The organism is Sivoneniella epilithica UHCC 1019 (assembly GCF_040830845.1).
Taxonomy (GTDB): Bacteria; Cyanobacteriota; Cyanobacteriia; order Leptolyngbyales; family Leptolyngbyaceae; genus ULC077BIN1.
Window position 1 is genome coordinate 20,372 of sequence record NZ_JBFPDP010000012.1, and the last position, 20,510, is coordinate 40,881.

Sequence of the window (20,510 nt, forward strand, 5' to 3'; positions counted from 1 at the left end):
CCTTTTCTCAGATAGAGTGAGTCGGGTTGTTGTTGAGAGATTTGATTATGGAAGCGGTTGCGTATATTTTGGTTTTGACTTTAGCGATTGGGGTGTTGTTCTTTGCGATCGCGTTTCGGGAGCCTCCTCGGATCGGCAAGTAAATTGCTCACCTCAGTTCAGATGGTTTTAACTTTTTGGTTTTAACTCTTAAAGAGATTGAGTTCTTATCGGAACTTTATCTCTTTAGTTTTTTGGGGCTACATTCTTTCTAAAACAGGGATGCCTAATAGTGAGAGTCCCAGTTTTAGGGTATTAGCGGTGAGGTTACAAAGGGCTAGGCGGGAAGTGCGGAGGGGTTCTTCGGCTTGCAAAACGGGGCAGCGATCGTAGAACTGATTAAATTTTTGGCTTAGTTCAAATAAATATTGGCAGAGTCGATTTGGAAATAACTCGTGACCCACTTGAGCAATAATTTCATCTAGTTGAAGCAAATGCTTTGCCAAAGCAAACTCGGTTTCATCCTGTAGCTGAACTTTGCGATCGCGTCCTAGCTGCTCAAAATCTATCTGCCCTTTGCGAGTAATGCCTTGGATGCGGACATAGGCATAGAGCATATAGGGAGCCGTATTGCCATTGAGCGCCAGCATTTTGTCAAAACTAAAAACATAATTGCCGGTGCGGTTTTGGCTTAAGTCAGCGTATTTCACCGCGCCGATGCCTACCACGTGAGAAACATGGGCGATAAAGTCCTCTGTTTCTGGTCGATCTTCCGCTTGAATGCGAGTTTCCAAATCGGTTCGAGCGCGGTTCACGGCTTCATCCAATAACTCTCGCAGTCGGACAGTTTCCCCCGATCGCGTCTTTAGCTTTTTGCCATCTTCTCCCAGCACTAACCCAAACGGCACATGTTCTACTTCCACCGTATCCGTTAGCCATCCGGCTCGTCGCGCCACCTGAAACACTTGGGCAAAATGGTTGGACTGCCCAATATCGGTTAAGTAAAGAATCCGTTCTGCCTGATCTTGCTGGATGCGGTAGCGAATCGCAGCTAAATCAGTCGTGGCATAGTTATAGCCGCCATCCGACTTTTGCACAATCAGCGGCAGGGGATCGCCTTCCTTATTGGAAAAGCCCTCTAGAAACACGCATTTTGCGCCTTGATCGATGACGAGCAAGCCAAGTTTATCTAGATCTACCGCCACCTCTGACAGCAGCGAGTTATAGAACGATTCGCCGCGCTCGGTCACAGTGACATCCAGCAAATCGTAGATGATTTGAAATTCGCGGCGAGATTGATCGCAGAGTAGCCGCCATGCTTTTAAGGTGTCTTCTGCGCCCGATTGCAGCCGTACCACTTCTTGTCGGGCAGTGTCGCGAAAGGCTTCATCTTCATCAAATCGCTGTTTGGCTTTTTTGTAGAAGGCAACTAAATCACCGAGATCAATGGCATCAGCCGTGATTAAGGCTGCGGGTGCCGCTTCTCGCAGATAGGTGATCAACATACCAAATTGAGTGCCCCAATCGCCGACATGATTGAGCCTGAGGACATCATGCCCCTGAAATTCCAAAACACGGGCGATCGCATCTCCAATAATGGTCGATCGCAGGTGCCCTACATGCATTTCCTTGGCAATATTAGGACTGGAAAAATCGACGATGACCCGCTGCGGTTTGCTAACAGACGCTACGCCCAAGCGATCATCTGCCAGCATCCTGCTTAACTGGGTTTCCAAATACTCTGTTTTTAACCGCAAATTAATAAAGCCGGAACCCGCAACGGTCGGCGGTTCACAGAGATCGCTGACCTCTAAATGCTGCACAATTTGTTCCGCGATCGCCCGTGGTGCTTGCCTCAATGGTTTCGCCAACGCCATCGCCACATTCGCTTGATAGTCGCCAAACTTGGGATTACTGGCAGGCACCAAAATTGGATCGACAGCAGCATATTCTGAACCAAAAGCGGTGCTGATGGCTTGTTCTAAGCGCTTTTTCAATTCGGCGATCGTAAGAATCATAAAACTATCAATATCCTAATTTCGAGCCGCACAGGGTTGCACTATGAATTGCACTACTTAACGCGATGTGCAACTAAGAACCCTCACCCCAAACCCCTCTCCCGCAGGAGAAGAGCTTTCAAGAGATCTTTGGTTCCCTCTCCTGTGGGAGAGGGCTAGGGTGAGGGCTGCTTTTAGGCGATTTTAAGAAAGTCGCACATTGCACTACTTCTATCATCCCAAACAAAAGCTGGCAGAAAACCTATTTTGCCTTGTTTTGGCGATCGCAGATTCAAAATTTCCGGTTCCAGCTATGCCATTTTCATGCTGATATCCAGCCAAGTAGACCGCGTAATCGGGGCACTACTAGAAATATAATCCACTCCAGTTTGAGCTACAGCGCGAATTGTTTCTAGGGTAATGTTGCCAGATGCTTCGATTTTAATGCGCGAATTGGTTTGACGAATCATGACAACTGCCTGCTGCATTTGATCTAAAGGCATATTGTCCAGCATGATAATGTCTGCGCCATGCTTGATCGCTTCCTCCACTTGTTCGAGCTTTTCCGTTTCTACCTCAATCGTCAACGGGTAGGGAACTTGCCCTCGAATGCGGGCGATCGCGGTGGCAATTCCGCCGACCGCCGCAATGTGGTTATCTTTCAGCATCACTCCATCATCTAAACCCATGCGATGGTTTACGGCTCCGCCAACTTGCGTTGCATATTTTTCCAATAGCCGTAACCCTGGAGTAGTTTTGCGAGTATCGACTAACTGAGCAGGTAAATCGGCAATTTGATTCACATACTGGCGGGTCAGAGTGGCGATCCCGCTTAACCGCATGACCAGGTTCAATGCCACCCGTTCCCCAGTGAGCAACGCATCCATCGCGCCAGAGATTTGGGCGATCGCTTGACCCCGCTCATAGCTTTCTCCTTCTTGAGCAACAGGTTCAAAGGCAACTTGCTCATTCAGCAGATGAAACACCCGTTTGGCGATGGGCAATCCAGCAATGCTGCCCGATTCCTTCACAATCCATTCAGCCTGCCCCATCGGAGGTTTACCTTCAAAAAGAGCCGCCGTTGAGCGATCGCCCCGACCGATATCTTCTAACAGCCAACCCCGCAACAAGGGGTCTAGCAGAATGGAAGGAGGTATAGCAGCCAAACGCTTCATCAAGTTTGCAACCCAATATTTAAGTCATACCAATTTAAATGGAGCATACGGCAGATCTGAAGATGAAACCGTGACTGAGTAACGCTTCTACAATTCAAAACTCAAAACTCAAAACTCAAAATTCAAAACTCAAAACTCAAAACGGTATCACTCATGGTTCGTCTCTACTCGCTTCGTCTTTACTGGCTCTAGGTTCAGGGGTAACCACAAAGGTGAGGACGGTTTCATCCACTCCCTTTAGCTCTAACGGGCTAAATTTGACGATTTCATCTTCTTCTAAATAGTCTGCAACTGCCGCAGAAACCAGAATACAGTCTGGATCAGCGACTTCTTGAATCCGGGAAGCAATGTTGATACTAGGACCGATCGCGGTGTAATCCGATCGCTCAGAAGAGCCAAACATCCCTACAACTGCGGTGCCTTGGTGGATGCCACACCGGAACTGCACTTGGTTGATCCCTTGCTCCTGCCACCGTTTGTTTAAGGTTTGCAGCGATCGCCGCATTTCACGAGCCGCCGCGATCGCCCGACGAACTTGTTCATTAGGAGACAGTTCTTCGGGTGCGCCAAATAATACCAAAATGGCATCGCCCATGAATTTGTCAATCGTGCCGCCATTATTAAAGATCACATGGGTCATCTCTGCCAAATATTCATTCAATAATTCAGCCACTCGGCGAGATCGCAGCGTATTTGAAAGTTGGGTGAACCCGACAATATCGCTAAATAGCACCGTCACTAACCGGGGTTCAGGGCGGAGATCTAACACCAATTCGCCTTGAGCCGCGCGATCGACCATGGATGCAGGCAAAAATCGCTTCAACACCGATTCTGTCAGATATTGGTTTAACTCCGCCACGCGCCGTTCATTGGCTTTGAGCGCCAGCAGATTTCGGACTTCTGCTAGCAATTCGCGATCGTTAAACGGCTTAGATAAGTAGGCATCAGCCCCCTGTTCTGTACCTTCAATGCGTGTATTCTCATCCACCTTGGCAGTCAGGAGAATTATAGGAACCCCTTTAAGACCGTCATCCAGACGAATCATCCGAATCAGGTCTAAACCAGACACATGGGGCATCATTAAGTCTGTCACAATTAAGTGTGGAGCATAGGCTTGAGCCGTTTTGTAGCCTTCTGCGCCATTTCGAGCGGTTTGCACCTGATACCCTTTTTCTCGCAAAATGCTAGAGATATAAGTCCGCACATCGGGATTATCGTCTACTACCAACACCCGCCCATCTTCGGGATTCATTGCAGTAGAGCCAGTTGCACCGTCTTGACTCCCTAAAAGGGGCAGACCCTCTAAGTTAAAAATAGAGGCTGCTTCAGAATCTTGAGTTCCTTCAATGTCTGCTAGCTCGACCGCCGCGCGATTGGGTTGCAACTCGGCTTGCATGTCAATCACTTGTTGAGGCGGGAGGTGGGCAACTCCAGTTTGAATCCATACGGTAAAGGTGGTTCCTTCGCCATAGGTCGAGTCTACCGAAACTTGCCCTCCGTGGAGTTCAACCAGTTCTTTAACTAAAGCTAAGCCTAAACCACTTCCTTCATGGCTGCGATTTGCAGAACCCTCTGCCTGCCGAAACCGCTCAAATAGGTGAGGAATTTGGTCGGGACGGATGCCTATTCCGGTGTCGATGACCTGAAGTGAGCAGTGATCCCCGGCAGGTTTAAGCAGCACGGTGATAGAGCCACCTGTGGGCGTAAATTTCATGGCGTTGGACAAGAGGTTGTAAAGCACCTTGTCAAATTTTTCTAGGTCTAGATAAACTTCTGGGCAAGATTGCAGATGGGTCAGTAGACGAATATCTTTGCGATCGCAATAGGCACGAAAAGAATCAACCGTTTGGCTGACAAATTCTACCAAGTCAGCAGGGCGAAAACTTGGCTGCATCCGTTTAGCATCCAGTCGCTGCAAATCTAAAAGCTGGTTGACTAACCGCAGCAACCGTCGAGAGTTTCGCAGCGCAATCACAGATTGCTCATAGGAAAGCCCTTGCTCTTTGGCAACCGCTCCTTCTAATGGACCAATCGTTAGCGTCAACGGGGTGCGAAATTCATGGGAAATATTTTGGAAAAACTCAGTTTTTTGGCGATCGAGTGCCAAAAGTTGTTCTGCTTGTTGGCGAGTTTTTTGATACAACCGCGCTTGCTGCACCGCGATCGCCGCTTGGGCTGCCACTGCCTGGGTTAATTCAATTTCGGACAAACTCCAACGCCGAGGCTGATGATTTTGGCGTAAGGAAATACTGCCAATAATCTTGCCATCTGACAACAACGGCACCACGAGCAGCGCCCGCGTTGGGTTACGAAAGGTTTGCTCCTCCCCCTGCATTTCGGTAGAAAGTTCTAAGTCATTTAGCACGACGGGCTGTTTTGTGAGCATCAATTGCCTTAACACTGGGTTGCGATCTATGGGCACCATCGATTTTGGCAACGGGCGGTTATCCTCCTCCAAATCCAGCAGACGATTCGGCTGAGCCTGAAACGCCGGATTTACTGTCGTAATAGATGCCGGATCATCTTCAAGCGTTTCTTTTTGGGAGAGGGAATGTCCTGGATAAGCCGCATCATGCAACCCAACACACTGCACATACTCATCGGTTTCTGTCCACAGCGACAAGGCACAGCCATCGGCTTGTAACACCTGTCCAAGCTGTTGAGTAATGGCAGCAAAAATATCTTGAGGATCGAGGCTAGAGCGAATGGCGGTGGTAATAGTGTTAATCAGCACTTCTCGTTTTGCCAGAGCTTGCAGTTGTTCATAAGCGCGGGCTTGTGCCAGTGCCAAGGCTGCTTGATCAGCCACCATGGTTAAAAGCTGCACTTCGTCATCTTGCCAGGAGCGCGGGTGCCCACATTGATGCAGCGCTAAAATTGCAATTAATTCTTGTTGATAGCACAACGGCACAATCAAGCTGGATTGGATGTTGACTTCGTGATAAGCCTGTCGCAGGGGTTGTGTATGTGGAGTGTCTATCTGAAGGCGATCGTCTGTTTCAGTATTTTGAATAATTTGAATGTCTTGAGTTACCCAAATCGTTTGAAAAAGGGCATCGCGCAATGGAGTCGATCTCGCATGGGTAACCTGTTCTGTTGCGCCCTTCGGAGGAACGAAAGACTTGGGTTCAATTCCCTGCTCTTCGTAGGCACTGACATAAACAAAATTGTCCTCATCAAAACGTCCATCTTGAAAAGGAGACACGAGACAGTAGCTCGCCTCAAAAATATGACCCACAGTTTGACCCATGGTTTGCAAAATTTGCCGATAGCTCAAGGCACTGCGAATCGTACTGGTGACGGCATTGAGTAAAGATTCTTGTCGGAGCGATCGCCGTAACTCCCGCGTCCGAGTTTTCAGCACCGTATGAATGTCTACTGCCTGCCGCACAACAACTTTCAGTTCCTCATCATCCCAAGGCTTCGTCACATACTTAAACACCTTGCCAGCATTAATTGCCTCCACCAAATCTTCAACATCGGTATACCCAGTCAAAATAATTCGGATAATGTCTGGATATTGAGTGGCAGTCAAACTAAGAAACTCAGTCCCACTCATGTGAGGCATTCGCTGATCGGAAATAATTACAGCAACATCGCCCTCATTAGACAAAATTTCTAATGCAGCGAGTCCATTTTCCGCACGCAGCACTTTAAATTCTCGGTAAAACGTGCGATAAAGCAAATCTAAATTATCTGGTTCATCGTCCACCACCAGAATTTTTGGTTTGTTATTCGGCTGGGCTTTCATGAACCGCTCTCCTGCTACAAGGGCAGTTGGATTAAAAATCCTTTGGTCAAACAGGAAGTCTTCCAAAGCAAAAGGCTATATACTCCATTCCCCAACTGTTTCAGCACCGAGATTACACCCCTATTATCTTAATCTTGTATACCACTATGGCATCTACAAGCTTAAATCAAGTCAGTTAGTACAGCATCCAGCCATCTGGTCACTTAGTTAAACTCTATAAAGATTACGAAAAGTAACTCACACAGATGCACTAGGATGAACCGTGCTTTCTTAGACTGCCCTTCCCAAAGCAGTTTATAACGCACCCCTAATGAGTTCATTGACGGGTCTAAAATAAATACCAGAAAAATATTAATGCAATCAAAGTAAATCGGGCATAATCGTCTTTAAGTTAGTGCATCAGCCTAACTAAAGTGTAAGAGTTTTTAATTTGATTAAAGCTAGCTAATAAAAGTACTTCGCAAAGTATTTTTAAGGTTTTAGTATCAGAAAACTCTACAACTGTTCATTTCGCTTGGAGTGCTTTATCACCATGCGATGTCCTTTCTGTCAGCACGGCGACAATCGTGTTCTTGAATCGCGTTCCGCAGAGTCAGGTCAAAGTGTTCGGCGGCGGCGCGAATGTTTGAAATGTTCGCGTAGATTTACGACCTATGAACGGATCGAATTTGTTCCCGTTACGGTGATCAAACGCAATGGCGATCGCCAATCCTTCGATCGCTATAAACTTTTGAAAGGAATCGTTCGCGCCTGCGAAAAAACAGGAATTTCTGCTCCACAAATGGAAAATATCGTCGATGAAATTGAATCCGATTTGCAGCAGCGTGTCATTCGAGAAGTTCCTAGCAGCGAAATTGGCGAACTTGTTCTAGATAATTTGAAAGCTCTTAGCGAAGTTGCCTACATCCGGTTTGCATCAGTTTATCGAAAATTTCAAGGCATTCGTGATTTTGTAGATACTCTCGCTCATCTGCAAAACACTACTCCGAAATCTCAAACACTGCGATCAATAGAGAATGGGAACCAAGCTAAGCCAATGGGGTTAAATGAACCAGACGATAACTCTGTTCATACCGTTTCTACCACGTGAACAACCTGCTTCAAATAAACTTTTCTCTAAATCTATTTTCTCAGTAGTGTGCGTAGGGCGATCTGTTAAGGTATGATAGGTCTTCCGAGCCTAAATCGATCTGAACGTTTAAATCTTCTACACTGTGAATAGAAGATTTCCAGGTGTGGTAACCCGTTATGGCGTGCTTACCCATCAAGGAGGCAAACTTTACACGGAGATAACTACCAGGAAACGATTCGCATGGTCAATCAGGACACATTAACGCTAGATATTGGCTTTACTTACGAAGACTTCGCTTCAAAACTAGATGATTACGACTATCACTTTAATCCAGGTGACGTAGTTGCAGGGACGGTGTTTAGTTTAGAGCCACGGGGCGCTCTGATTGACATTGGCGCGAAAACGGCTGCCTACATCCCCATTCAAGAGATGTCAATTAATAGAATTGATACTCCTGAAGAAGTGCTGCAATCTAATGAAACTCGCGAGTTTTATATTCTTGCGGATGAAAACGAAGATGGACAGTTAACGCTCTCTATCCGTCGCATTGAGTATATGCGGGCGTGGGAACGAGTTCGTCAACTTCAGACAGAAGACGCAACAGTTCGTTCTCTGGTTTTTGCAACCAACCGAGGTGGTGCTTTAGTTAGGATTGAAGGGTTGCGGGGCTTTATCCCTGGCTCCCATATTAGTACCCGTAAACCGAAGGAAGAACTCGTTGGTGAAGAGCTACCCCTGAAGTTTTTGGAAGTAGACGAGGAGCGTAATCGCCTGGTATTAAGCCATCGTCGTGCGCTGGTTGAGCGTAAGATGAACAAGCTCGAAGTGGGCGAAGTAGTGATTGGAACCGTGCGCGGTATCAAGCCCTACGGTGCGTTTATTGATATTGGTGGGGTCAGTGGATTACTACATATTTCAGAAATCTCCCACGACCATATTGATACGCCTCATAGCGTTTTCAATGTGAATGATGAGCTAAAGGTCATGATTATTGATCTTGATGCCGACCGCGGTCGGATTTCTCTTTCCACTAAACAGCTTGAGCCAGAACCCGGCGACATGGTTAAGAATCCCCAGGTCGTCTATGACAAAGCTGAGGAAATGGCGGTGAAATATCGTGAGCAGATCTTGGCAAAACAGCAGGGAACTTTGATCGAGGAGGTTCCTCAGGACATTGAGGAAGACGTTCCTACCGCAATGGAAGATGCGGAAATTCCTGATGCTATGGAGGAGGCAGAGGTGCCTGCTGCGGTGGCAGAAGAGATTTCTGGAGACATTGAGGAAGAAGTTCCTGCTGCAACAGAGGAAGAAGTTCCTTTAGCTGTAGAGGACGAAGGTTCTGCTACGACGACCGAAACTGAAGAAATCTCTGCTGCTGAATAGCTTTGTAATAGGTCAGACTGTATTTAACTTGTTTTTCAAGAAGAGGAAAAATCCTCTTCTTTTTTTTTAAGTGTTGCCGAATAAGAATTTTATGACCTTGATTCAATGTGGAACTGTGCGCTTTGAAAATATCGAAGCTGTTATTTTTGATAAAGATGGAACGTTGGCAAATTCTCACCATTTTTTGCGGAATCTGGCTCAAAAGCGCGCGCGCTTGATTGATGCTCAGATTCCTGGAGTTCAAGAGCCGCTGCTAATGGCATTTGGTATAGAGAGCGATCGCCTCAATTCGGCTGGATTAATGGCAGTGGGAACCCGTTTAGAAAACGAAATTGCTGCTGCTGCTTATGTGGCTGAAACAGGACGAGATTGGCTAGAATCACTGAGTATTGTGCAATCCGCCTTCACGGAAGCTGATCGCGTCTTTGATCGTAAAGCAGACAATACTCCTCTGTATGAAGGGGCAAAGGAATTAATGCAGGCGATCGCCCAAGCATCGCTCAAAATCGGTATTCTATCTTCAGATACCACCGCTAATGTGCAAGATTTTGTAGATAAATATGAGCTAAACTCTCTCGTTCAACTTGCCATGGGAACCGATACTGGGTTAAGCAAACCGAATCCAGAATTACTTCGACAAGCTTGTGCGGCCTTGGATGTCTTACCTGAACGGGCAATCGTCATTGGAGATTCTGCCGCTGACATCGAAATGGCTTGTGCCGCAAAAGCGGCTGGTTGCATTGGCGTGATGTGGGAACCCATCAATCGAGCCTCTCTTAAACAAGCAAATGCCTTAGTGCAAACCTTCGCAACCATTCAGATTGTTGCAACCTAGCAATCTTTGAGCAGAGTACTAAGTTCTATCTTTGTTGAATTCTTCGTCAACTTTTAACCTTCACTTCATCCGAGCGCCTACAAATGCTATGATCCGCTGAAGTCTCATCATTGTGTATCTTTGTAGATAAATTAGGTATAAAGCCTGATTGACTAATAAATTTTTCACAAGTTTTTTTAAGACCTAGCTTTGTTTATTAACTCTAGTGTGAAGAGAGGAGTTGTCCTTGGCTCGTCGTTACCTTTTTACGTCCGAATCTGTTACTGAAGGTCATCCTGACAAGATTTGTGACCAAATTTCAGACACTATTCTAGATGCCTTGCTAGCTCAAGATCCATTGAGCAGAGTTGCTGCGGAAGTTGTAGTGAACACTGGACTAGTCTTGATCACAGGTGAAATCACCTCCAAGGCAAAAGTGAATTACATCGATATTACGCGCCAGAAAATTGCTGAAATTGGTTATACCGGAGTAGATAATGGTTTCTGTGCCAATAGCTGCTCGGTTTTAGTTGCGTTAGACGATCAATCTCCCGATATTGCTCAAGGGGTCAACACGGCTCAGGAAGCACGCGAGTTATCCAATGATGAACTGGATGGTGTTGGCGCGGGTGACCAGGGTATTATGTTCGGGTTTGCTTGTAATGAAACGCCTGAGTTAATGCCGATGCCTATTTCCCTAGCCCATCGTATTTCTCGGAAATTGGCGGCTGTGCGTAAAACAGGACAACTTGCTTACCTGCGTCCTGATGGCAAAACCCAGGTGACTGTTGCCTATGAGGATAATCGTCCTGTTGGGATTGATACCATTTTGGTTTCTACCCAACATGCGGCAGAAATCGGTAGCATTACTGATAATGAAAAAATTCAGGCAAAAATTAAAGCTGATTTGTGGGAGTTGGTTGTTCAACCTGTATTTGCGGATATTGCCGTTAAGCCGGATGACAAGACTCGCTTTTTGGTCAATCCCACTGGAAAATTTGTGATTGGTGGTCCTCAAGGAGATGCGGGGCTAACGGGTCGCAAAATTATTGTGGATACTTACGGGGGCTATTCTCGTCATGGTGGGGGTGCATTTTCTGGAAAAGATCCCACAAAAGTCGATCGCAGTGCTGCTTATGCTTGCCGACATGTGGCAAAAAACATTGTGGCGGCTGGGTTGGCAGATAAGTGTGAGGTGCAACTGAGTTATGCGATCGGGGTGGCGCGCCCGGTCAGCATTATGATTGATACCTTTGGAACTGGAAAGATTGATGATGATCGCCTGCTAGAACTGATACAAAAGCATTTTGAGCTTCGTCCTGCTGGAATCATTCAAACGTTCAACTTGCGGAAGTTGCCTGCTGAGCGCGGCGGTCGCTTTTATCAGGAGATAGCAGCATACGGTCATTTGGGACGGACGGATCTGGATCTGCCTTGGGAACAAACTGATAAGGCAGCGTTGCTTAAAGAGGAAGCGACTCGCATTTATTCAATGGTTTAAAGCGCGATCGCGTAGCTTAAAAACTCAACTCATTTCAAGCGATAGGTGATGTTCATCTGTCGCTTTTTCATGGGGCGATCGTGCTTATTACTTCTACTTACTTCACACGCGATCGCGCTGCTTTCTGCCCAATCGGAGGATAGCCAAATACTTCAAATCTCTTCATCATTAAGAGGAGCGATCGCAGAGGTCATCGATTGAAAGTATTTCAAACCCTTCAACCAGAGCAACGCCGCAATCTGGTGTTTTTGTTTGCGTCTGGGCTGTTGTTTTGGGCAAGTTTAGCATCGCTGTTACCAACGCTGTCGCCTTATATCAAGCAGGCGGGAGCCGGCGATCGCGAAGTGGGCGTAGTTATGGGAGCCTTTGCCATTGGGCTATTGGTCTTTCGCCCTTGGTTAGGACGCAGAGCCGATCAAAAAAGTCGTACTCAAGTGCTAATGATCGGGCTGGTGGCGGTGGCGATCGCCCCTTTAGGCTACCTGATGACTCAATCCATTCCTCTATTGTTTGCTATTCGCGCCTTTCATGGCTTGAGCATTGCCGCATTCACTACCGCTTTCAGCGCATTAGTGACGGATCTGGCTCCGCCTCAAAATCGTGGCGAAGTGTTAGGATACCTGACCTTGGTAAATCCAATTGGGATGGCATTAGGACCCGCGATCGGTGGTTTTTTGCAGGTATGGGCAGGCTACACGCCCTTATTTTTGTTCTCGGCGGGGTTAGGCTTTGCCGGAATTTTGTGTGCGACTCAAATCAAAGCGCCCTTTGTTGAATTAGCATCGTCTGCTGCTTCTCAAAAAGTTCACAATATTCCCTTTTGGAAATTTTTATGGAGTCCCCGTTTGCGAATTCCTACTTTAGTGCTGTCCTTGATTGGAATTGCATTTGGCACTTTAGCCGTGTTTGTGCCACTTTACATTCAAGAAACGGGCGTGAATTTGAATGCGGGGTTGTTTTATACGGCTGCCGCGATCGCCAGTTTTGGGGTCAGGCTACTCACAGGTCGCGCTTCCGATCGCTACGGACGGGGACGTTTTATCACGATTAGCCTGTTGCTATACGCCGTTTCCATGCTGCTGCTGTGGCGTGCCCATAGTGCCCCCGAATTTTTGCTGGCTGGTTTTTTGGAAGGAGCAGGCGGCGGTATTTTCATTCCGATGATCATCGTGTTGACGGCGGATCGCTCAGAACCCCATGAGCGCGGTCGGGTGTTTGGGTTATGTTTAGCTGGATTTGACTGTGGCATGGCGATCGCGGGTCCGGTGATGGGCTATTTTGCTGAGGCGATCGGCTATCGAGGTCTGTTTGGGGTTGCCGCAGGCATTGCCTTACTTGCAGTGATCAGTTTCGTTACCCTATGCAGCAAGGATCTGAGCCATTCGCTTAAATATTCTCTGGGTCGTGGTCGCGATATTTACGCACTACCTAATGCCTAAATACCGCTGTACCCTTTATCGTTATTAAAGCCTTTTCAGATTTTTACAACTTTGAGCGATGGGCGAGGCAGCACAAAAAGCGCGATCGCACTGATTAAAAAACTTGTGATCAAAACCCTGCCAACCCATTCAATTCCTTCTATTGCCTAGTCTGCTGCCACTTTTCTAAGGTCGCTTGATGTACTTCACGCCAAGAAACATTCTGCTGATGGGCGATTTGGGCACAGTCATCATATTCGGGCTGCACATTGGTCGGAGCACGATCGCGTCCTTCCGCCCAAGCAACTTTGACTCGCACGATGCCATAGTCCGTCTGCACCGACTGAATTTCTCGCGGTAATATCTGTCGCTGCTGCTGCGATCGCCGAATTCCCAAGGTCGTCGTTTCTCGAAAAATCATCGCTTCGCAAGCATCCTCATCACCAACCCGACAGATCACCGTGAGCAGCGTTCCCAGTCGAGATTTTTTCATCGCGATCGCCTGGGTAAACACATCCAGCACTCCCATCGCCAGCAATTGCTCCATCACATAAGCGATCGCTTGAGGATTGAGATCATCAATTTGGGTTTCCAAAACAGTAATGGTTTCAGTAACGTAGGTGTCAGGTGCTAGGCGTTGGGTTTCAGTAGAGTGAAGTTTTGAGTTTTGAGTTTTGAGTTTTGAGTTTTGAGTTTTGAGTTTTCTGCCCTCTATTCCCTGCTCCCTAATTCCCTGCTCCCTGTTCCCTATTCCCTGCTCCCTGTTCCCTATTCCCTGTTCTCCAACCCACAGCCGCAACACATTCGCTATCGGCAAATTTTGAGTCCCCGCACCTAAGCCCACTTTGTGCAGCGTCATGGTGGGAGGTGAACCAAAGTGAGTGACTAATGTTGTGGCGATCGCCGCGCCTGTAGGGGTAACTAATTCGCGATCGATACCATTGTAATAAATCGGCACTTGGCGCATTTCAAACAGCTTCAGCACCGCAGGAGTTGGCACAGGCATCCGTCCGTGGGCGGCTCGAATGGTGCCGCCGCCCGTGGGTAAGGCAGAACAGTGGAGTTCCTCAACTTGTAGCCAGTCCAAACCCAAGCAAGTTCCGACAATATCGACGATCGCATCTGTTGCACCCACCTCATGAAAATGCACCTGCTCAATAGGAGCACCATGCACTGCGGCTTCTGCTGCTGCCAATTGCCGAAACACCGCCAAACTCCAGGTTTCTGCTCGTGTCGGTAGCTGAGCCATCATAATTAACTGTTCAATTTCTGGCAGGTGTCGAATGGGGGGAAGCGGATGGGCGAAATCCTCAACAGGGGAATGGCTGTGAGAATGGGAATGTCTATGCTTATGAGAGTGGTCTGCAATTAAATTCTCGGAAGCGGTCGCTTCTGTAGCAGAATGGAGGGGATAAGGACGTGAATCAAACGTTGCAAAGTTATCTGGGTTTACCACTTCCCCCGACTCAAACACCAGATCCACATGAAATTTTGTCGCTCGCTGCCCGTTGCGATCGACTGATTCTGTCCACAGTTTATATTCTTGCGAAATTCCTAAACGTCCCAGTTGCTCAATTAAGTAGGCTATCGGTACGCCCAAATCTACAAGCGCACCCAGGCACATATCTCCAGCAATTCCCGTCGGGCATTGTAAGTAAGCAATTTTGGTCATTGGCGTTTTAGGCAAGTTTTGTTCGCGCAGCGTTTCCGCAGGAAATGTCTTAAGTTTTGAGTTCTGAATTATTTATTCTGCACTTTTCTATCATGGCAACTCTTCATACGCTTCATCCTAAAAATCCTCAAGCCCGCACGGTAGATCGTATTGTTAAAGCGCTAAAAGATGGGGCAGTGCTGCTGTATCCGACCGATACGGTCTATGCGATCGGCTGTGATTTGAACTCGAAAAGTGCTGTGCAGCGGGTTAGGCAAATTAAACAACTTTCTAATGATAAGCCGCTGACGTTTTTGTGTTCGTCCTTATCTAATATCGCTCAGTATGCGATCGTTAGTGATGAAGCTTACAGAATTATGCGGCGCTTAATTCCTGGTCCTTATACTTTCTTGCTACCAACAACCAAACTGGTTCCAAAACTGGTCATGAGTCCCAAACGCCGCACTACAGGAATTCGGGTGCCCGATCGCCCCATTTGTCAGGCACTTCTAGAAGGCTTGGGCAATCCCATTATTTCGACTTCTGCCCATGTTTTAGAGAATGATTCCGCCCGTAGCCAAAGCGCGATCGACTACCCATCTCGCCTAGATTTATTTGAGTGTTTAGATAAATTGGTGGACGTAATTGTAGACGATGAGCAGGAACCGGGCTATGAGGTTTCCACTATTTTAGATTTGAGCAGTGAGGAACCTGTGCTAGTTCGGAAGGGTCTTGGATGGGAAGCCGTAGAACTGTGGACAAGTGCAGGACGCTGACAAAATCCGCGAAAACCTTTGACATTGGGGAATTCTGAGACCCATTTCAACAAAATGAACTTTTTTCATCTCTCTATCGTCATACAGATCCGGATGGCTCCCCCCCCCAAACTGGCTAGTAGAAGCAGGCTTCCTTAAAGAGGCAATCAGGAGAAAGCAGCTTGTCAACTGTTTACTGTCAAAGCGGATTTTACTGTCAACGCGGATTGGCACTATTTAAGAGAAATGACGAGGATCATCTTGTCTACTTCTCTTGGGTTTGAAGGCTTTTTAGCTCAGTGTACTAACCCGATGAAGAAGCCTCTATTTTTTGTTAGGTGTTGCCTAATAGGAAGTGCCGCAGACTCACCAAACGCTAGCCCGTAATTCATAAATCTGAGTGTGTAGATAGTTATGACAGTTGCTGAGCAAAACGTTAGAAAACAAGAGCAGAACCTTAAAACATCTTCTGTCTTAACAACTCCCCTAAATGTGCATTACCAAGCCATGAATATTGAATCTCCCCCCCCTTGCGCCCAATCAGTTGCGATTCATTCTGCCCCATCAGAGCATCGAGCGATCGCCGACCTGCCCCAACCTAGCCAACGCAGTCGTCCAGATGCTTCTATTTCTTCACCAAAAGCCGTTCGCTTTCTCGATCAAACGGCTCTTGTTCAAATGCTAGCGCAAGAATTTCGTGAAGAAGTGAGTAACCTGAATGGCAGCGTAGAAAGTCTTGCCGGACGGATTGCTGCTGAAGTTGAGCGAGTTTGCCAAAAAAGTGGGCGGATTCAAGCCTCTGGACAAGCGCAATCCTGGCAGATTTCATTAGCACGTCATCGTCTGCAAAAATGCGTTACCTACTATCAGCTTGGCTCCCAACGGGGGCGGACTGAACTGCACAGCACCCTCGCTTCAATGGTCTATCGCTATGTGGCTCCTTCCCGTATGCAGCTTGGGTTTCAGGCGCGATACACCCTAATTGAAGATTTTTTACAAGGGTTTTATACCGAGTCACTCAAAGCGTTTCGGCGTGAGAATGTCTTACCAGAAACCTATCAACCTCGTAGTCGATTAGAGCTAGCAGAATATATGGCGTTTACAGAACAGTATGCGAAGCGTCGCATTTCCTTACCTGCTGGGCAAAATCAGCAGCTAATTGTGCTGCGATCGCAGCGGTTTGGGAAACGTCAACCTCTGGAAGTGTCGGTAGATATTGAACAAGCGCTGGAGTCGGCACGCGGCGAAGATGCAGAAATGCACAATCGTATGCCCATTGTGCAACAGCTACGGGAACGCATGGTATCTGATACGGTGGATGCTTCGGAAGCGGTATTGCGCGATCGCGTGATTTCCGAACTGGTGCAATATTTAGAATCAGAAGATCAAACTGACTGTGTAGACTATCTTGTGCTTAAATTGCAAGATATGTCAGCGCCTGAAATTGATGATATTTTGGGACTCACCCCCCGTCAGCGCGATTATTTACAACAGCGCTTCAAATATCACGTTGAAAAATTTACCCTTTCCCGTAATTGGAAACTGGTGCATCAATGGCTTGGTGCTGACCTTGATCAAAATCTGGGCATGGCAACCTCCCAATGGGACAGCTTCCTAGATCGTCTCACCTCTGAACAACGCCAGATGCTGCAACTAAAGCAACATCAAATGGACGATGCTGAAATTGCCCAGACGCTTAAGCTGACTACCAAACAATTTCAAAAGCGTTGGGGAAGTCTACTAGAAATGGCTCGTCAATCACGAAACGAAGCTTAAAGCAATCAAAAATAGGAGATTCAAAAGTGTCAGATGTTAAAAGTTAAACTTTTAACATCTGATTTTTTATAGGACGGTTAGTTGTGATTTGCATCATTCAAAAGGTGCCTTTATCTCACTTGATAATCAGTTTAAGATCAACTGAAATCAGCGGCTAGACTCACTTTCAAAGCTAGGAAGCTCTAGGAGAATAAAGACATAAGCCTCTAGACAAAAGTTGATTGATATGAATTCCCAGTTTCGACACACCATTCGGTTTCACGGCAGCACTCATCCTCAAGGTCGCTACCAGCTTCAAATTTCTGAAATCGACAGCAATGGTTGTCCTCGTTGCAAAGTTCAATGGAATTTTCCTACTTTAAAAACTTTAGTTCTCTTTTTAAAGAAGTACTTTCCTAAGAGTGAAGCCTTGATTTCTAACGACGCGCACACTGTTTTAGGATTTGATACTGCCCTGTCGATGGTAGGAATTTAATTCTAGTGTGCAGCCTCTAGCCACCCTGTTTACAAGTCATCACTCCTTCTTTTTGGGCATCTGCGCCCGGTTTGTCACCCATTGCTCGAACTGCGATCTCAGGCTGATAGCCAGGATAACAACGCACCAGTACAGTATCTTCAGACCGAGTCACGTAGAGGACATACACTGGTTTTCCTCCTAGTTTGGCAGGAATGAGCGCAGGGGGAGCCGCCGCCGTCGCGAGCAGAGTTTGCTGATCGAGTGATGCTTCTGGCATTTGAGATAAAGCGGTTCTTGTGCCCAAGGAGTGTAAACAAATCAGTGCTACTGCAACCGCAGCAACTAAGGTAGCAAACAATTTAGTTGATAGTTTAATCACGTCGCTTTCCATCCATTTTTAGGTTGTTTGTATCAGAGTCTACACCTCGACTAAACAGATCTTGCTCACTACATCGTTATTCAATTGAAGAAGCGATAGATCTCCAACTATAAAAAATCCCCCACCAGTAAGGTAGGGGATTTTTTAATAGGGTGACTACAGGGCTAATTCAGCGCTAGCCAAATTTCGCGGCTGTTGAAGCAATTACAAAGGCAGCGTATGTTAAGACGTAACCCACCGTAAAGTGAGCTAGACCCACTACACGCCCTTGAACAATGGACATTGCCACAGGCTTATCCTTCCAACGAATCAAGTTCGCCAGAGGAGTGCGCTCGTGTGCCCAAACCAAGGTTTCGATCAACTCTTGCCAGTACCCTCTCCAAGAGATCAAGAACATGAAGCCTGTTGCCCAAACTAGATGTCCAAAGAGGAACATCCATGACCAGACTGCCAGATTATTCATGCCATATGGGTTATAGCCGTTGATTAATGGACCTGAGTAGAGCCATAGATAATCACGCAGCCAGCCCATTAGATAGGTTGAACCCTCGTTGAAAGACGCAGCATTACCAGACCAAAGCGCTAAATGCTTCCAATGCCAGTAGAAAGTCACCCAACCCAAGGTGTTCAACATCCAGAACATCGCTAGGTAGAACGAATCCCAAGCTGAGATATCGCATGTACCGCCACGACCCGGACCATCACAAGGGAAGGCGTAGCCAAAGTCTTTCTTATCAGGCATTAACTTAGAGCCACGAGCATCCAATGCACCTTTGACCAAGATCAATGTGGTGGTGTGTAGACCTAATGCGATCGCATGGTGAACCAAGAAATCGCCAGGACCAATGCTGAGGAACAAAGAGTTGGTGCCGCTGTTAATCGCATCCAACCAACCAGGTAGCCATACGTTGCCGTAATTGGGCCAAGCGGTGGTCGCAACACTATCAGGATTAGACAGCAACGTGTTCATGCCATATAGCAGCTTGCCGTGAGAGGCTTGAATGAACTGTGCAAACACAGGTTCAACCAAGATTTGCTTCTCTGGAGTGCCAAAGGCAACGACTACATCGTTATGAACGTATAGACCCAAAGTATGGAAGCCAAGGAATAGAGAAACCCAACTCAAATGGGAGATCAACGCTTCCTTATGCTCTAGCATCCGCGCCAGTACATTGCCTTTGTTTTGCTCAGGATCATAATCCCGAACCAAGAAGATCGCACCATGAGCAAAAGCACCAACCATCAGGAATCCAGCAATGTACTGGTGATGGGTATATAGCGCCGCCTGCGTGGTGAAATCTTTTGACATAAAGGCATAGGGAGGCATCGCATACATATGTTGCGCTACCAGCGAGGTAATTACACCCAACGCTGCTAGATGCCAACCTAATTGGAAGTGCAAAGAGTTGTTGTAGGTTTCATAAATGCCTTGGTGAGGCAGGTTGAAGGGACCTTCAACGGGTTTGCCAAAGAATGTCTTGGCATCCATCATCTCTTTGATGCTATGACCAATCCCAAAGTTCGTGCGGTACATATGTCCCGCGATGATAAACAGAACTGCGATCGCCAAATGGTGATGCGCCATATCCGTCAACCAGAGAGACTCTGTTTGAGGATGAAAGCCACCTAAGAAGGTCAGGATAGCAGTTCCAGATCCTTGAGCGGTGCCAAAAACATGGCTAGCCGTATCAGGATTTTCGGCATAAACCCCCCAGTTTCCCGTGAAAAACGGAGCCAACCCAGCCGGGTGAGGCAATGTTGATAGGAAATTATCCCAACCGACATGCTGACCACGAGATTCAGGAATCGCCACATGGATCAAGTGACCCGCCCAAGCCAGAGAGCTAACCCCAAACAGACCAGCCAAGTGGTGGTTAAGGCGAGACTCAGCATTCTTGAACCAAGCCAAACTAGGACGAAACTTAGGTTGCAAGTGTAGCCAACCCGCAAACAAGAACAAGGAAGACAGGATCAATAGGAAGATCGCGCCACTGTACAAGTCGCCGTTGGTTCGCATTCCGATGGTGTACCACCAGTGGTACACACCAGAGTAAGCAATGTTGACAGGATAAGAAGCGCCACCTTGAGAGAAGGCTTCAACTGCCGCCTTACCAAACTGAGGGTCCCAAATCGCATGGGCGATGGGACGGATATTCAGAGGATCTTTAATCCACTGTTCAAAGTTGCCTTGCCACGCTACATGGAACAGACTGCCAGAAGTCCATAAAAAGATGATGGCGATATGACCAAAGTGGGAAGCGAAAATCTTTTGGTAAAGATTTTCTTCCGTCATACCGTCATGACTTTCAAAGTCATGGGCTGTTGCAATTCCGTACCAGAGCCGACGAGTAGTCGGATCTTGAGCGAGGTCTTGGCTAAATTTTGGAAATTTGGTTGCCATT

Annotated in this window: 16 protein-coding genes; 10 read left to right on the plus strand and 6 right to left on the minus strand. The window is 47.1% G+C overall.

Annotation, left to right across the window (positions count from 1 at the left end; all coding sequences use genetic code 11):
• The first annotated feature begins 47 nt into the window (after nt 1–47).
• Nucleotides 48–143, plus strand: a complete 96-nt coding sequence (locus AB3R30_RS09695) for a photosystem II reaction center protein T (RefSeq protein ID WP_171572162.1) — start codon at nt 48–50, stop codon at nt 141–143.
• Nucleotides 144–239: 96 nt separating this feature from the next.
• Here the strand turns inward: AB3R30_RS09695 and argS are convergent, their stop codons facing one another.
• The 3 genes from argS to AB3R30_RS09710 all read right to left on the minus strand — a co-directional run bounded on the left by argS (nt 240) and on the right by AB3R30_RS09710 (nt 6,902).
• Complete coding sequence (argS, locus tag AB3R30_RS09700; protein WP_458648975.1) at nt 240–1,997, minus strand: arginine--tRNA ligase; 1,758 nt, start codon at nt 1,995–1,997, stop codon at nt 240–242.
• Between the two features lie 290 nt (nt 1,998–2,287).
• Nucleotides 2,288–3,151 (minus strand): carboxylating nicotinate-nucleotide diphosphorylase, encoded by an 864-nt coding sequence (gene nadC, locus AB3R30_RS09705; protein ID WP_458648976.1) that lies wholly within the window; start codon nt 3,149–3,151, stop codon nt 2,288–2,290.
• 151 nt (nt 3,152–3,302) lie between these two features.
• Nucleotides 3,303–6,902, minus strand: coding sequence for a response regulator (locus tag AB3R30_RS09710; protein ID WP_458648977.1), 3,600 nt, complete (start codon nt 6,900–6,902; stop codon nt 3,303–3,305).
• A gap of 532 nt (nt 6,903–7,434) precedes the next feature.
• Here AB3R30_RS09710 and nrdR point away from each other — a divergent pair.
• The 6 genes from nrdR (at nt 7,435) to AB3R30_RS09740 (ending at nt 13,111) form a co-directional block, all read left to right on the plus strand.
• Nucleotides 7,435–7,992 (plus strand): transcriptional regulator NrdR, encoded by a 558-nt coding sequence (gene nrdR / locus AB3R30_RS09715; RefSeq protein WP_458648978.1) that lies wholly within the window; start codon nt 7,435–7,437, stop codon nt 7,990–7,992.
• Between the two features lie 222 nt (nt 7,993–8,214).
• The gene (locus tag AB3R30_RS09720) at nt 8,215–9,357 is read left to right on the plus strand and encodes a 30S ribosomal protein S1 (RefSeq protein ID WP_458648979.1); all 1,143 of its coding nucleotides are present in this window, start codon (nt 8,215–8,217) and stop codon (nt 9,355–9,357) included.
• 91 nt (nt 9,358–9,448) lie between these two features.
• A complete protein-coding gene (locus AB3R30_RS09725) occupies nt 9,449–10,192 on the plus strand; it encodes an HAD family hydrolase (RefSeq protein ID WP_458648980.1) in 744 nt (247 codons plus the stop codon).
• A 226-nt stretch (nt 10,193–10,418) separates the two neighbouring features.
• Nucleotides 10,419–11,672 carry a methionine adenosyltransferase gene (metK, locus tag AB3R30_RS09730; protein WP_458648981.1) on the plus strand — a complete coding sequence of 418 codons (1,254 nt, stop codon included), beginning with the start codon at nt 10,419–10,421 and terminating at the stop codon, nt 11,670–11,672.
• 48 nt (nt 11,673–11,720) lie between these two features.
• Entirely contained in the window at nt 11,721–11,873 is a 153-nt protein-coding gene (locus tag AB3R30_RS09735) for a hypothetical protein (protein ID WP_458648982.1), read from the plus strand.
• Complete coding sequence (locus AB3R30_RS09740) at nt 11,870–13,111, plus strand: MFS transporter (RefSeq protein WP_458648983.1); 1,242 nt, start codon at nt 11,870–11,872, stop codon at nt 13,109–13,111. The genes AB3R30_RS09735 and AB3R30_RS09740 overlap by 4 nt, the downstream gene beginning before the upstream one ends.
• Before the next feature lie 139 nt (nt 13,112–13,250).
• Here the strand turns inward: AB3R30_RS09740 and larC are convergent, their stop codons facing one another.
• Nucleotides 13,251–14,762 carry a nickel pincer cofactor biosynthesis protein LarC gene (gene larC, locus AB3R30_RS09745; RefSeq protein ID WP_458648984.1) on the minus strand — a complete coding sequence of 504 codons (1,512 nt, stop codon included), beginning with the start codon at nt 14,760–14,762 and terminating at the stop codon, nt 13,251–13,253.
• A 92-nt stretch (nt 14,763–14,854) separates the two neighbouring features.
• Between larC and AB3R30_RS09750 the strand changes: the two genes are divergently transcribed.
• The 3 genes from AB3R30_RS09750 to AB3R30_RS09760 all read left to right on the plus strand — a co-directional run bounded on the left by AB3R30_RS09750 (nt 14,855) and on the right by AB3R30_RS09760 (nt 17,747).
• The gene (locus AB3R30_RS09750; protein WP_458648985.1) at nt 14,855–15,517 is read left to right on the plus strand and encodes an L-threonylcarbamoyladenylate synthase; all 663 of its coding nucleotides are present in this window, start codon (nt 14,855–14,857) and stop codon (nt 15,515–15,517) included.
• 393 nt (nt 15,518–15,910) lie between these two features.
• The gene (locus tag AB3R30_RS09755) at nt 15,911–17,272 is read left to right on the plus strand and encodes a HetZ-related protein (RefSeq protein ID WP_458648986.1); all 1,362 of its coding nucleotides are present in this window, start codon (nt 15,911–15,913) and stop codon (nt 17,270–17,272) included.
• Nucleotides 17,273–17,498: 226 nt separating this feature from the next.
• Complete coding sequence (locus AB3R30_RS09760; protein WP_458648987.1) at nt 17,499–17,747, plus strand: hypothetical protein; 249 nt, start codon at nt 17,499–17,501, stop codon at nt 17,745–17,747.
• 16 nt (nt 17,748–17,763) lie between these two features.
• Here the strand turns inward: AB3R30_RS09760 and AB3R30_RS09765 are convergent, their stop codons facing one another.
• Both AB3R30_RS09765 and psaB read right to left on the minus strand, forming a co-directional pair.
• Nucleotides 17,764–18,108, minus strand: a complete 345-nt coding sequence (locus AB3R30_RS09765) for a hypothetical protein (RefSeq protein ID WP_458648988.1) — start codon at nt 18,106–18,108, stop codon at nt 17,764–17,766.
• Between the two features lie 175 nt (nt 18,109–18,283).
• Entirely contained in the window at nt 18,284–20,509 is a 2,226-nt protein-coding gene (psaB, locus tag AB3R30_RS09770) for a photosystem I core protein PsaB (protein WP_458648989.1), read from the minus strand.
• Nucleotide 20,510 lies beyond the last annotated feature (1 nt).

What these genes read in the sequence shown, in the direction of transcription:
- AB3R30_RS09695 (WP_171572162.1), top strand. Translation starts at nt 48, where the DNA reads ATGGAAGCGGTTGCGTATATTTTGGTTTTGACTTTAGCGATTGGGGTG.
- argS (WP_458648975.1), bottom strand. Translation starts at nt 1,997, where the DNA reads ATGATTCTTACGATCGCCGAATTGAAAAAGCGCTTAGAACAAGCCATC.
- nadC (WP_458648976.1), bottom strand. Translation starts at nt 3,151, where the DNA reads ATGAAGCGTTTGGCTGCTATACCTCCTTCCATTCTGCTAGACCCCTTG.
- AB3R30_RS09710 (WP_458648977.1), bottom strand. Translation starts at nt 6,902, where the DNA reads ATGAAAGCCCAGCCGAATAACAAACCAAAAATTCTGGTGGTGGACGAT.
- nrdR (WP_458648978.1), top strand. Translation starts at nt 7,435, where the DNA reads ATGCGATGTCCTTTCTGTCAGCACGGCGACAATCGTGTTCTTGAATCG.
- AB3R30_RS09720 (WP_458648979.1), top strand. Translation starts at nt 8,215, where the DNA reads ATGGTCAATCAGGACACATTAACGCTAGATATTGGCTTTACTTACGAA.
- AB3R30_RS09725 (WP_458648980.1), top strand. Translation starts at nt 9,449, where the DNA reads ATGACCTTGATTCAATGTGGAACTGTGCGCTTTGAAAATATCGAAGCT.
- AB3R30_RS09735 (WP_458648982.1), top strand. Translation starts at nt 11,721, where the DNA reads ATGTTCATCTGTCGCTTTTTCATGGGGCGATCGTGCTTATTACTTCTA.
- larC (WP_458648984.1), bottom strand. Translation starts at nt 14,762, where the DNA reads ATGACCAAAATTGCTTACTTACAATGCCCGACGGGAATTGCTGGAGAT.
- AB3R30_RS09750 (WP_458648985.1), top strand. Translation starts at nt 14,855, where the DNA reads ATGGCAACTCTTCATACGCTTCATCCTAAAAATCCTCAAGCCCGCACG.
- AB3R30_RS09755 (WP_458648986.1), top strand. Translation starts at nt 15,911, where the DNA reads ATGACAGTTGCTGAGCAAAACGTTAGAAAACAAGAGCAGAACCTTAAA.
- AB3R30_RS09760 (WP_458648987.1), top strand. Translation starts at nt 17,499, where the DNA reads ATGAATTCCCAGTTTCGACACACCATTCGGTTTCACGGCAGCACTCAT.
- psaB (WP_458648989.1), bottom strand. Translation starts at nt 20,509, where the DNA reads ATGGCAACCAAATTTCCAAAATTTAGCCAAGACCTCGCTCAAGATCCG.